At 40.7% G+C, this 12,878-nt stretch carries 15 protein-coding genes and 1 pseudogene; 11 read left to right on the top strand and 5 right to left on the bottom strand.

Annotation, left to right across the window (positions count from 1 at the left end; translation table 11 throughout):
• The first annotated feature begins 14 nt into the window (after positions 1 to 14).
• Positions 15 to 470, top strand: coding sequence for a DUF2141 domain-containing protein (locus tag PN447_RS06760; protein WP_271761908.1), 456 nt, complete (start codon positions 15 to 17; stop codon positions 468 to 470).
• A 142-nt stretch (positions 471 to 612) separates the two neighbouring features.
• On the opposite strand, the gene PN447_RS06755 is transcribed toward PN447_RS06760, so the two are convergent.
• Complete coding sequence (locus tag PN447_RS06755; protein ID WP_271761907.1) at positions 613 to 1,632, bottom strand: DMT family transporter; 1,020 nt, start codon at positions 1,630 to 1,632, stop codon at positions 613 to 615.
• Between the two features lie 482 nt (positions 1,633 to 2,114).
• Between PN447_RS06755 and PN447_RS06750 the strand changes: the two genes are divergently transcribed.
• The gene (locus tag PN447_RS06750; RefSeq protein WP_271761905.1) at positions 2,115 to 2,456 is read left to right on the top strand and encodes a hypothetical protein; all 342 of its coding nucleotides are present in this window, start codon (positions 2,115 to 2,117) and stop codon (positions 2,454 to 2,456) included.
• 3 nt (positions 2,457 to 2,459) lie between these two features.
• Here PN447_RS06750 and PN447_RS06745 read toward each other — a convergent pair whose 3' ends face one another.
• Positions 2,460 to 2,597 carry a hypothetical protein gene (locus PN447_RS06745; protein ID WP_271761903.1) on the bottom strand — a complete coding sequence of 46 codons (138 nt, stop codon included), beginning with the start codon at positions 2,595 to 2,597 and terminating at the stop codon, positions 2,460 to 2,462.
• 384 nt (positions 2,598 to 2,981) lie between these two features.
• Between PN447_RS06745 and PN447_RS06740 the strand changes: the two genes are divergently transcribed.
• On the top strand, positions 2,982 to 3,356 hold the full coding sequence (locus PN447_RS06740; protein ID WP_271761901.1) for a hypothetical protein: 375 nt from the start codon (positions 2,982 to 2,984) through the stop codon (positions 3,354 to 3,356).
• Positions 3,357 to 3,748: 392 nt separating this feature from the next.
• Here PN447_RS06740 and PN447_RS06735 read toward each other — a convergent pair whose 3' ends face one another.
• Complete coding sequence (locus PN447_RS06735) at positions 3,749 to 3,952, bottom strand: hypothetical protein (RefSeq protein WP_271761899.1); 204 nt, start codon at positions 3,950 to 3,952, stop codon at positions 3,749 to 3,751.
• A gap of 348 nt (positions 3,953 to 4,300) precedes the next feature.
• Complete coding sequence (locus PN447_RS06730) at positions 4,301 to 5,944, bottom strand: Ppx/GppA phosphatase family protein (protein ID WP_271761896.1); 1,644 nt, start codon at positions 5,942 to 5,944, stop codon at positions 4,301 to 4,303.
• A 207-nt stretch (positions 5,945 to 6,151) separates the two neighbouring features.
• On the opposite strand from PN447_RS06730, the gene PN447_RS06725 reads away from it, so the two are divergent.
• From PN447_RS06725 to PN447_RS06715, 3 genes are all read left to right on the top strand, one after another.
• Entirely contained in the window at positions 6,152 to 7,039 is an 888-nt protein-coding gene (locus tag PN447_RS06725; RefSeq protein WP_271761933.1) for a 4-hydroxybenzoate solanesyltransferase, read from the top strand.
• Between the two features lie 302 nt (positions 7,040 to 7,341).
• Positions 7,342 to 8,295 carry a hypothetical protein gene (locus tag PN447_RS06720; protein ID WP_271761895.1) on the top strand — a complete coding sequence of 318 codons (954 nt, stop codon included), beginning with the start codon at positions 7,342 to 7,344 and terminating at the stop codon, positions 8,293 to 8,295.
• Positions 8,296 to 8,428: 133 nt separating this feature from the next.
• Positions 8,429 to 8,635, top strand: a complete 207-nt coding sequence (locus PN447_RS06715; RefSeq protein WP_271761932.1) for a hypothetical protein — start codon at positions 8,429 to 8,431, stop codon at positions 8,633 to 8,635.
• Here PN447_RS06715 and PN447_RS06710 read toward each other — a convergent pair.
• Positions 8,541 to 8,837, bottom strand: a complete 297-nt coding sequence (locus PN447_RS06710) for a hypothetical protein (protein WP_271761935.1) — start codon at positions 8,835 to 8,837, stop codon at positions 8,541 to 8,543. The two genes, PN447_RS06715 and PN447_RS06710, sit on opposite strands and share 95 nt — an antisense overlap.
• A 126-nt stretch (positions 8,838 to 8,963) precedes the next feature.
• Here PN447_RS06710 and PN447_RS06705 point away from each other — a divergent pair, with 126 nt between their 5' ends.
• From PN447_RS06705 to PN447_RS06690, 5 genes and pseudogenes are all read left to right on the top strand, one after another.
• Complete coding sequence (locus PN447_RS06705; protein WP_271761893.1) at positions 8,964 to 10,205, top strand: GNAT family N-acetyltransferase; 1,242 nt, start codon at positions 8,964 to 8,966, stop codon at positions 10,203 to 10,205.
• A gap of 1 nt (position 10,206) precedes the next feature.
• On the top strand, positions 10,207 to 10,674 hold the full coding sequence (gene ruvX / locus PN447_RS06700; protein WP_271761891.1) for a Holliday junction resolvase RuvX: 468 nt from the start codon (positions 10,207 to 10,209) through the stop codon (positions 10,672 to 10,674).
• 148 nt (positions 10,675 to 10,822) lie between these two features.
• On the top strand, positions 10,823 to 11,395 hold the full coding sequence (locus PN447_RS06695; RefSeq protein ID WP_271761890.1) for a DUF3727 domain-containing protein: 573 nt from the start codon (positions 10,823 to 10,825) through the stop codon (positions 11,393 to 11,395).
• A gap of 156 nt (positions 11,396 to 11,551) precedes the next feature.
• Positions 11,552 to 11,626 (top strand): annotated as a pseudogene (locus PN447_RS18705) (IS607 family transposase); the annotation flags it as partial.
• Positions 11,627 to 11,702: 76 nt separating this feature from the next.
• Positions 11,703 to 12,878 (top strand): RNA-guided endonuclease InsQ/TnpB family protein (locus PN447_RS06690; RefSeq protein ID WP_271761887.1); only part of this gene is annotated, 1,176 nt, incomplete at its 3' end.

The raw sequence follows: 12,878 nt of genomic DNA, 5'->3' as shown, positions 1-12,878 counted from the left end.
TATGATAAATACCTATGATAAATAAATTGGGGCTGAGTCTGTTGCTACTTGCATTCATCGGAAATCTGGCCTGGACATCCACCGCCAGTGCGGTTTTACCGGGTAAACTCACTGTAGGAGTTGATGGATTGCGAAACACACAGGGACTGGTGTGTGTGACCATATTTGCTAATAGTAAAGGATTTCCCAATAATAACGATGGTGTAGTTAAAAGTAAGTGTACTAAGATTTCCGAAACATCCTCAAAAATTACCTTTGATAACTTACAACCTGGTACTTATGCTGTGGCTGTTATCCATGATCAGAATCAAGATCAAATCCTCAATGTTAATTACCTGGGTATCCCCACGGAAGGTTTTGGGTTTTCCAGAAACCCAGAAGTTCGTACCAGTGCTCCTAAATTCAAAGACGCTGCTTTTTTGTTAGCAGGGCCAAATACAGTTATCCAAGTTCAGATGAAATATTTTTGAGTTTTGTTTTTAAGTGGAAATGTCGGGTGGGTTAGCAGTTAGTTACGGCGCGGTGGAAAATCTTCTATGTTGTAATTGTACTTCTAACTCACCCTAAGTCTCCACTACAAAATGTTAATTGTTAATTGTTTGTGGCTGTTCTTCACCTTCCATGAATAGATGTTTCTAAAACTGGTGATTGCTGTGTAGCTTCTTCTGACACGGTTACCTTGTGATTTTCACCGCGCCAGTTATCCCTTTGGTTAATTAGATAAATGCTGATTAAAGTTAGTCCTACTCCCACCCACTGTAACGGGGTGAGAACTTCTGAGAGGATGAGATTACCAAATAAGAGGGCAAAAACTGGAGTGAGAAAGGTTAGAGAACTCAGACTAGTTAAACTACCACTAGAAGCAAAGTAGAAAAATAATCCATAGGCGATCGCACTACCAAAAACTGTAGCATAGGCTAAAGCCATCCATTCAGAGATAGTGAGATTCTGCCACTGGTGAGATTCTACTACAGATGAAATACCCCACAACGGTAATCCCGCCAAAATCATGTGCCATCCCGTGGCCATTACCGGGTCAGCATATCTACAGACAAACCGAATCATCACCGTTCCCACAGCCATGGAGAGGGCGGCTAACAGCATTAACCATTCACCACTACTAAATACATCTTGCCAATTCCCAATGCTTGTATTGACATTGGGATCAAACAACTGAAAAATCAACTCATGGGGTAAACCAATTAAACTAATACCGATAACTCCCAGTCCTAACCCCAGCCATCCCCACAAACCAATGTGTTCTTGGAATAGCCACAAGGACAACAAAGCCACCGCTAAAGGTTGGGAATCAATCATTACAGACCCTAACCCCGCACTAGTTCTAACTAGTCCCTCTGCCAAAAAGCCTTGAAATAATGCCCCATCTACCAAGGCAAATAAAATAATCCACAGCCATGCTAACCAACCTTTGGGCTGGGGTTTACCCATCATTGTTGCTGTAATTAAAATTAACACCCCTGCTGGTAACAATCGCACAGCTGCCATAAATAGGGGTGTAGTGTCGGCTATGACTCCTTTCATGGCTACCATTGCTGTTCCCCACAGGAAAAACGGGGCGATTAAGACTAAGGGAGCCGGGGGAAATTTAGATGCACTGAGTTTCAGTTGCATGGGTTTGTTGATGCCTTCGGTTTATAAATACTACAATTGCTTTACACAATTTTACATGATTATGTAGTTTTGTGTTCCCTTAGTATCCAGGGGATTTGATTTTCTATTCCATAAATTTTCAGCAAATCCTGATTTCTGTGATTAATTAATACTCAATGATCTAGATTTTATTCACTAAATTAGAAACTTATTTCCTTAGATAGATAATATTTAACGCATATTATTTAAGATTCTATATCTAATAAATCATCTCATAGATTCATTTTTATGATCTAATTTTTAACGCTATTATTAACAATGAATTAACGTAGATATGTTGATAATCTCTATGCAACACTGTGGTTTATAATTTGTATTAATTTGGCTTGACTACCGCTAGAATTGTTATTATTATTTATTCTTAATAGCTGAGATTCGGGCTACCACAGCCAGCTAATCAGAGCTAATGGATCAATGAAACATTGAAATTTGTAGAGTTGTTCATGAATAAATTTATTATCGGTTTGTTCACTGTAAGTGCGATCGCATTTGCTTCTACTGGTGCTAATGCTCAAACTGGAGACAGTAATAACGCTCAAATAATTAATCAGACTAATATTACCACTGGGAATCACAACGTTAGCGTAAATAAGGCTAATCAAATTAATCAACACTTCGCAGGTGATGCTGGGAGTTATGGTAGCAATGCTAGCGGTCAAGTCATCCATCAGATGTGTGAGACCCACGGTATCGGTAATGTTTGTATTAATAGCGCTTCTCAACAGAACCGAAAAATTAACCAGGGGATAACCCGACCTATTTATCACCAGAAAAGACACCATTGATGATTATGAATAACTAGCAACAATCCCCAACTTATTTAAGTTAAATTCGGTGGCTGCTTCTAAAATTAATAGGGTAAAGGTGATAGCAACACTATACTTTACCCTAGACTTTTTCTGATAGCTACCGCTTGCTTCAGCCATACTTGATGGGGATATCCTATGCAGATTTACAAATTTTCCTCACTGCTAATTTCTGTTAGCTTATTTCTCCCTGTTGTTACTCAAATAGGTGAAATAGATATGCAAATAGGGAGAATGAGAATTCGTCAAGATTTCCGGGGAAATCTGGAAATATTTCCAGATTTTCCGGGAAGTGCAAAGCTCCATACTCCTGAGACTGAAATCTATATGAATGGAAATTTTCATATTAACGATGTCAATACTTTATTGAGAAACACCTGTCAAAAATCAGGTAGTATTCTTACCCAAGAAAGCAGACAAGTCAGCAGGAATGGTAGATACAGACATCACAGTAGTAAAGTATCAGTCCTTTGTAATTAATGTAAAAAATCCGGGAGAACTTAGATGAAATATCAAGATTTATATCTTGGTTTCCTATCTTTTGGTGTTTGTTTAACAGTTGCTAGTTTTGCTACCAGCGCCGCATTCGCACAGTGCGTTATATCTCATGTGGGGGTTCAACTTAATATGTCTCCAACTCCCGCCAGACAAAGTTCTAATGTGCAAATGTACAGTCCAGCAGCTTGTACAGGAAATACTAGTTCTTCGACAGCAGTACAAGTGAATACTGGTAATAATGGGAATGTTAGACAGCATCAAGAGGTACTCCACGAAATCAGGGGTAATGGAGGTAATAGTACTGCTGTAAATGGTCCAACTATTAAAAATAGCATAGTTGTTCCTGTTAATGTAAAGACACCAAAGAATTTTTCTCTCTAAGAAACATTTATTGAGTACGGTTTAATAGTAGTTAAACCCTACTCAATAATAAATAAAGCCTTTTTCAGGCTAATGAAGTACACATCAATTGCCTATTCCCTGTTCCCTGAAACTAAACAACTTTGTACCTCACGAGCATGGGAAATGCTATATATTAATAAAGGCTGAATTATTTATCTTTAGTAAATAAATAGCTAATTGGGTGATTCACATGAATAACTGGGATTTTATATATTATCCTTAAATAGCTGAGGCGAAATTTCAGTTATTCCTAAAAATTATTCCCAAAGAAATTAAATTGGAAGTAGTAGAGCAGCCCCGATTAGAAATTGCATAAATACTGCCGATGATTAGCAGAATATGATGGGTTTAACCTATTTATTCGATTTCGGTTATTTTACCTCAAGTTCTGCATCAAGTTCTTGAGAATATTCTTCATTTGTACCCAGTTCATAACGTTCTACCAAATCTCGATTCATACTAGATACCACTTGATTATTCCTATCTGGTTCTGTATAGAACTGTTGATTATATTCATCCATTTCAGCTTCTAGATAAGCGAGGACTTCTTCTAAGTTTGGTCTACTTCTATCCATAACCACAAGTCTCATTGAAGGGTGTTCAGAAGGGTCAGTTTACTAAGTATTTTTGATGTATCCAAACTCAGTGGACGCAGTTCATCTTCACCTCTATGACAAAGTGATTGTCTTGAGGGATTGACTTTCAGATTAAAAATATTCAATAATTTCTGGTGATGCCCTGCTGGTTCTACCCGTTCCTCACACATGAGGGGGAGGGATTTAGACTGATATCTGAGTGCAATGCCCAAGGTTGAATGATAAACTTACACCAGATGAAACATTGATTTTCTGGTGTTCCATGAGATGGATTGGTAGGTGCGCTAAATCAGTTTAACGCACAAAAATATCTTCTGTAAACTATATTCAGGAAAAATGAGACGATTGTAAAAGAGGTACCAATTTTAGATTGAACTCATCTTCAAAAACTGGTTTTTTATAATCTATACTCCAAAGTTCTAAAGAACAGTCATCATCAGGTTCAGAGGGAAATAGTAACATCTGTAACTCTCCTTGTACGGTATTATACAGACATTGGACGCGAGCGATCGCACCAATTTGTCGCCGATCTAGTGCAACGGCTATTCTCAACAGGGCGCTGAGTTGGTTGACGATTTGTCGATCCTGTTTACTGACTAAGTTACGGTAATAATCATGTTTTTTCTTGGGGGGTGATTTGCGGTGGTAACGGGCTAAATTGGCAATGATTTCAATTTCGGTTTCAGTGTAGCCGAGTAATTCACCATTGCGAATCAGATAGTAGGAATGTTTGTGATGAGACGAATGGCTGATATAATGCCCACAATTATGCAATAAAGCCGCCGCCCATAACAGTTGTCGCTCCGCGGCTCCCCATTGGTGTAACTTTCCTTGGGTTTGGTCAAATAAACTTAAGGCAAATAAGGCCACGCGATCGCTGTGTTGCAAATTGATATCATACTTGTCAGCCTGTTTGAGAACACTCCGCTGGCGTATGGAACTTTGATAGCGCAGTTTATCTTCAATCAAACCGTGGGATAGCATCCAATCTACAATTACCCCCTCTCTGAGGGCGCGTCCGCACAAGGTGACTGAATCTACACCTAACAAAGTCATAGCTTCCTGTAAGATGACAGCACCAGCTAATATCACTTCTGAGCGCTTATCTGGCATACCGGGGATAATAGATATTTCTGAGTTTGTCATTTTTCGCAACCGATTTACCCAAACCCGCAAATCCTTGAGGGTGAATTGGTAGCCATTGAGGGTAGAGGGAAGAATACCTAAATTTTCTCGCGCATGAATCATCGCCAGGGTTTCAATCGTCCCGGAGGTTCCCACTAAACGGGGAGATTCCCCAGGATGGATATTTGCTAATACATCCTCAACAGAACGTTCTAAAATTCCCCTTGTATAGGCTTGGAGATATTGAAACTGGACATCGCTGATGGGTTGGGTGGTGATTAACTCACTGGTGAGTCGCACTGCGCCGACCTTTGTACTGCTCAGAGTGCGGGCTTCTTGGCTATCTGCTAAAATCAACTCTGTAGAACCGCCACCAATATCAATAATTATGTGGGGTTGCTGATCAAATTCCAGCCCCGAAAGTACACCCAAGTAGATGCGACGGGCTTCTTCTTGACCAGAAATCAAGTCAACGCTTAGGCCTAATTCTTCTTTTACCTGGTGTAAAAAATCTCTACCATTGGGGGCCTCCCTCACAGCGCTTGTGGCTACAGCTATGATTGTTTCAGCATTGGCGGTTTTAGCGACTTCTTGAAAGCGTCTGAGGGCGGTAATAGCCTTATGAATGTTTTCTGGTTTGAGTTCTCCAGTGGTCAGGTCACGATTACCCAGCCTGACAGTTTCTTTTTCTTTGGCAATAATGCTGAAAGCTGGTAAGGTCGGGTCAATCTTTACTACTACCATGTGCAGAGAATTTGTTCCCATATCAATAGCAGCAATAATCCGGTTTTGCTTAACTGGTTCAGTGCTAACACTTTCCCAGCTAGCTGAAACTAAATTCAGCATCTAGTTTTCTCTCGTTGAAGGACTAAAAAATGGTGCGTTACAACAAAATCAATCTCTTCTTACTCTGAACTATGTACAAAGCCTGTCTTATCTAAGAATGTTTACCGTTGTTAGTCACAGGTTCTACCTCTATAAATACCAAATAAAGTTATTCTATAGATGTAAAGATGTGTGAATTCATCCATCTCAAGTTATGACTTGATTTATATGCTGAATCCTTACGAACGCAAACAGGAACCTGTATGGCTGACTATTATCCGCCTTTTGCGGTGGGATAAACCAGAAGGACGATTAATTTTAATGATTCCGGCTTTGTGGTCTGTATTTTTAGCCGCATCAGGAAAACCGCCTTTACCCTTGGTCGGGGTAATTATTTTGGGTACTCTAGCTACTAGTGCAGCTGGTTGTGTGGTTAACGATTTGTGGGATAGGAATATTGACCCACAGGTGCACAGAACGCGCGATCGCCCCTTGGCTTCCCGGGCTTTGTCTGTTAGAGTCGGGATTGTAGTGGCTGTGGTTGCTTTAGGATGTGCCGCAGTACTCGCTTCTTATCTTAACCCCTTAAGTTTCTGGTTGTCTGTAGCTGCTGTACCTGTAATTCTGCTTTATCCAGGTGCAAAGCGGGTATTCCCCATCCCCCAATTAGTTCTCTCCATTGCTTGGGGTTTTGCGGTTTTGATTAGTTGGAGTGCTGTAACTCAACATATTTCTTTACCCACTTGGCTACTCTGGGGCGCTACTATATTCTGGACTTTGGGATTTGATACCATTTACGCTATGAGCGATCGCGAAGATGATCGCCGTATTGGTGTAAATTCTAGCGCTTTGTTTTTCAGTAATTATGCCCCTGTGGCTATTGGTATTTTCTTTGTGATTACAGTCATCTTACTCCTATGCTTAGGTATATGGACAAGCCTGGGATTTCCCTTTTGGATGAGTCTAGTTATTGCTGCTATTGGCTGGATTTGGCAATATTTCCGTTTAATACAGGATAGCCTACCCAATTCTCTATATGGTAAGATGTTCAGTCAAAATGTCTGGATTGGTTTCATTTTACTTGGGGGAATGATTGCTGGTTCTCTCTTGAGCTAAGACCATTCTTGTGGGTCTCGGAGAAATATCACTCCTCCTACAATACTAATTTTTTATACATCTACAGTTTGCCACATTGACTTGGCAAACTGTTTGATTATATACTTATGCTTATAGAAGGCTGCTGTCCATGGGGAAGATACAACCCTAAAACTGCATCAATCAAGAAATTTGAGGTTTTGACCTACCCAGAAAATAACTCACGGGTAAGAATTGTCTTGACTTGCTGCATAATTAAACGGTGAAATTGTCTGTCTTGAGCAGAAACTGCAAGGTTAGTTATTAGGTGAGGAGTAATGATCATGAGTGGACTTAAATTAAAATCTGTAGGAACTTTGACATTAGCATCTGCTTTGGGATTTGGGGTATCCACAAGTCAACCAGTATTATCCCAAGAAGTAATTGCTACATCTCAACTGAGTGAAATAAATTCTGTAGGGGGAACCTTTTCTCACAGCGCTACTGACTTACAACCCATAGCACAAACACCTATTGATTTAAATCAATTCTGTAAGGATTATCCCCTCAACTCTCGCTGTAGTCAAATTACTCCCCCTTCCTCAATACCCAGTCCCAGCGCTCCCATGGAAGTTAGACCCACAGAACAAACAAGCCAATCTCAGGGAGGTAAAAAGAGTGGTTGGGCAATTACTCCAGAAATTGGTACTTTAGGTCTAGGAGGATCTGTAACTAGGTCAATAACTCCTAATTTTAATGCCAGGGTGGGGATAAATACTTTTAGTGTAGGGGCTGATATCACAGAAACTGATGTTACCTATGAAGCTGATCTGAGCTTGTCGAATATTTCCACTCTAGTTGACTACCACCCCGCAAAAAATTCTGGTTTTCGTTTGACTGGGGGTTTAGTCTTTCAAGATAATAACCTCAAGGGAACTGGTAGACCAGCACCTGGCACTGACACTATTACAGTTGGTGAAGATACTTACAACGTTGATGTTTTACGATCAGTTGATGCTAAAGTTGGCTTTCCCAATAGTGTCGCACCTTATTTAGGTATTGGCTGGGGAAATGCCGTTCAACGGGGTAAAGGCTTGGGGTTTTCTTTTAATTTGGGTGTGATGTTCACCGGCTCACCAAAAATAGATGTTACACCTAACTTCGGTACTGGTGCTACTCCAGATATAAGGAATGAAATCAACACTAGTATAGAAAAAGAAAAAAACAAACTAGAAAATGATCTAGATTGGTTAAAGATATACCCTGTGCTTTCCCTGGGCATATCATACCAGTTTTAATGGTGAGTGCAAACAAATTTGCCAAAACATTAAACTTCATTACAGATTGAGAAGTTAAGCAAAACAATGTGATAAGTTCTGATGATATAAAGGCACAGCCACACCAAATGAAGAGAAGGAGAACCAAGTGACAGTGGAATCAAATGTCTCAAGGGGCGCAGTTGTCCAAAATGAAGACTTCAGCGAATATGTTGCCCATTTGCAACTTCATATGACTCTACAGGCCCGCAATCTGGTTCCCCCCCTCAAGGAGACACTTTCACTTGAAAATAGCCGAGAGCAATTGCTGCACCAAACTCAAGCCAACTTTGAGAAGCTAATTTCCCGACAAGGGTGGTAAAAAAAGATAAATTTTCAGTACAGTTCTCATAAAACAAAAGCAGATATGTTGGGTCAATACGAAAGTTGCGCTCATCAGGTCTGCTTTTTTGGTATTTAGTTACGAGTCTTGCTGTATGATACCTTGAGTGGCGTAGCCATAACCGCAGGTAGTAGGTTAAGTGGATAACTGCAACCAAGGATGAAGCAATAACATCGATCACCTTAGTGCGGCAGGTGTCAAAAAAATCACTCTTGGGGAGCAAGAGGCAGGAGTAAAAAGGGGTTAAGATTATTGTAGCACTTCCTCTAAACCAGTAACTTAAGGCTAAATGGCAGATAAAATTAAGATGACTTCATTACTACCTCGAAATCTCAGCGTTGTCATCCGGCCAGCCCAATACCGGGATTTGGACGGAATTGAGCAAATAACTCAAGACTCATTATCAGACTTGACTCCCAAAGAGGCTGAAATTGCCATCAACCAGATGCAATGGTTACGCCGTTGGTATGGGTTACTAAAATTTTTGAGTTGGTTTCCTAACCCTCTCAAGTATCGTTTCTGTGCCTACGTAGCAGAACAGGGGCGAGTATTGTTAGGAATGATTCAAGTGTCACCTTTCAACCGTACACGCAGTACATGGCGGATTGATCGGCTAATGCTGGCGAAATCGCTGGAGAAACAAGGAGTAGGCTCGCAACTGTTGCGCCATTGCTTTGAGTCGATTTTAGAAGCTCGGACTTGGTTATTAGAAGTTAATGTTAATGATAAAGACGCTCTAGCACTATATCGGCAAAATGGATTTCAGCGCCTGGCAGAAATGACCTACTGGGAAATTGAACCGCAATTACTGGCTGTATTAGCGCAAGCGGAGCCGGACTTACCTAATCTTTTGCCTGTAAGTAATGCCGATGCTCAATTACTCTATCAGTTAGATACAGCATCAATGCCTCCTTTAGTGCGTCAGGTGTTTGACCGGAATACACGGGACTTTAAAACCAGTTTGTTGGGTGCTCTAGCTGATGCTGTGAAGCAGTGGATCACAAAAACAGAAGTGGTGAGTGGCTACGTGTTTGAACCGCAACGCAAAGCAGCCATCGGCTATTTCCAAGTACAACTGAACCGCAAGGGCGAAACTCCTCATGTGGCCACCCTGACAGTTCACCCCGCTTATACCTGGCTATATCCAGAGATGCTTTCCCAATTAGCACGAATTGTCCAAGATTTCCCGCAGCAAGGTTTACAGTTAGCATCCTCAGACTACCAAGCTGAACGAGAAGAGTATTTAGAACGCATTGGGGCCAAGCGCATAGAACATACCCTGGTGATGTCTCGCTCAGTTTGGCATAAGTTACGGGAGTCGAAATTTGTTTCCTTGGAAGGAATTCAATGGAGTGGGGTGCTACAAGGTTTACAACCAGCTCGTAAACCCATACCAGGTGGGATGTCATGGGTAAGACCAACAAACCAATCACCATCAGACAGTCCGGGTTCAAGCAAATCAGAACCTATAACCTTTAAGTGCGATAATTTGAGTATGGAAGTATTGCCGATTCCTGAATCCACAGAGCAGCCAAAACAGGAGAACTAGTTTGACACCCCAAGAGCAACCACAACCGTTTATTTCAGCATTGGGATTAGATTTTGGTCGCAAGCGGATTGGTATAGCAGGGTGCGATGGTACGGGTTTGATTGCTATGGGACTCACCACCATTGAACGGACATCTTTTGAAAGGGATGTCCAGCAAATCCGCCACATGGTGAATGAGCGTCAGGTACAAGTGCTGGTAATGGGTTTACCTTACTCTATGGATGGGACTTTAGGATTCCAGGCTCGTCATGTCTTGAAATTTGGCAAAAAATTGGCGAAGGCTATGGAGTTACCACTGGAATATGTAGATGAGCGATTAACTTCTTTCCAAGCGGAGCAACTGTTAATAGCTGAAAATATCTCGCCATCACGCCATAAAGGTTTAATTGACCGTAAGGCGGCAGCTTTAATTTTACAACAATGGCTTGACACTAGACGGGGCAACTTCCAGGAAGCCGTGCTAGCCTGAGAGTATTGATACCTTTTTACGTGATATTCTGAATTGGGTCACTAAGACTGATATCAATTTCTGAAGCTCTTTTATTGACTGAATTAGTCAATAAATAGTAAAGACATTTGTATATCTACTTCTATTTATAAAGTTTTACACTTCGGCTATGTTTTCCTCTCCATTTCCTGAAGAAAATGATCATGCTCATGCAGGTTCCATCACCCTCACCGATGACAGCGGGCGAAGCCTAGAATGTTATGTTGAACATTCCCTGGCGGTAGAGGGACAAGAATATGTTTTGCTCCTCCCTGTGGACTCGCCTATAGAAATTTTCGCTTGGCAAGGTGATGATGATGATGAACAGGCGGTTTTGGTAGATGATGATGCTGTCATTAACCAAATTTTAGGTACTGCTCAAGCTGTTTTGGCTGAACAAAATTTGATAGTCAAGCATACTGCTTATGCTCTGACAGTGTCTGGTGATTTACCAGCAGTGGAAGAGTCGGAGATTTTCACCTTGGAAATTGAAGATGAAGATGAGGACTTGGAACCTGAACAATTACAGTTACTTGCTAGTTTCTATGATCAAGGTCAAGAATACGCAATTTATACCCCTGTAGACCCGCTGCTGTTTTTTGCTCGGATTTCTAGCACTGGAGAACCTCAATTACTTTCCCCAGAGGAATTTAAAAAAATACAACCACTGTTAGAAGAAGAACTTTTTAACGAAGTTGAATAAGCTAAAGTAGATTGATGCTGATGGGTGTTGGTAGTAATACTACTCTAGTTAAGTGGGAATGAGGGGGACTAAACTTCAACTTAAATTATACCCAGATATAGATATTATTACCATTATGTTCACATAATAGAGTGCATACAGCGAGGTAACTCTATTATGGACAACAATCAAATGACTATTTCCATTGGCGACACTGCTCAAGAGCTAGGCGTGTCAGTAAAAACGGTTAGACTTTCGCATTATAAAAGGTGATGTAAGTCCTATGGGTATATAATGTTAAAGTTAATAAAACATTGGAGGTCGAACAATGTTACTTAGTTTTCAAACAGCACTGATACCAAACAACAAACAGGTGTCAGCTTTCCGTAAAGCTTCTGGTACTGCACGACACGCCTATAACTGGGCAAATGCTGCAATCCTAGAAGTTTTAAAACTGCGGGAAACTGATAAATCTGTCAAGATTCCATCTGCAATTGATTTACACAAACGATTAGTTGCACAGGTAAAATCTCAGCATGATTGGTATTACGAAGTTAACAAAAATGTCCCACAAAAAGCTTTGGCTGATTTACGCCAGGCGTGGGATAGATGTTTCAAGAAAACATCTAAACAACCCAGATTTAAGAAAAAAGGTCAGCGCGATTCTTTTTATTTAGAGTCTGGGACTAAAGCCAAACCAGGGATGAAAAATGATGGTAAGCGGGTCAAGCTTCCTAGTATTGGCTGGGTGCGATTAGCAGAACCGCTACCAGTTGCAGCAATTCATAATTGTGTTATTAGTCGTCAAGCTGAACAATGGTTTATTTCTATGAAATATGAGATAGAAAAACCTACCGTTAACGCCAAACGCCCTAGTGTCGGGGTTGATATCGGTATTAAGGAATTAGCTGTAACTAGTACAGGTAAGGTATTTTCTAACCCTAAAGCTTATCGCCGGATGAGTAAGCGCTTAAAGCGTTTACAGCGTCGCGTGACCAAGAAAGTAAAAGGTTCTAAAAATCGCGCTAAAGCCGTTAAAAAGCTGGCTAAACTACACGCTAAAGTTGTCAATATCCGTAAAGATTCAATCCATAAATTGACTCACTATCTAGCTAAGAACCACAGCGTTATTAAGATGGAGGATTTACACGTCAAAGCATTTCTCAAAAACCATAAATTAGCAGGTGCAATTGCTGACTGTGGTATGTATGAATTTAGACTGCAGTTAGAGTATAAAACGGAGAAATTCTCCAGTCAACTAATCATTGTTGATAGGATGTTTCCTAGTTCTCAAATTTGTTCTAATTGTGGTAATCATAGGCATAAAATGCCACTGAAAAACCGCGTTTATATCTGTCCTGAGTGTGGACACACTGAAGACAGAGATTTAAACGCCGCCAAAAATATTGACCGATGGTTTGAGAAGATTTTTATTCCTGAACGGTCAGAAACGGTAAGCTTTACCGGGATTGCTTGCGGAGCGGACAAACCTAGTCGAAGTCAT

The sequence above is a fragment of the Anabaena sp. CS-542/02 genome, assembly GCF_028331085.1.
In the GTDB taxonomy this organism is placed as follows: Bacteria; Cyanobacteriota; Cyanobacteriia; order Cyanobacteriales; family Nostocaceae; genus Anabaenopsis; species Anabaenopsis arnoldii.
This window is presented reverse-complemented; position numbering and strand designations above follow the sequence as displayed.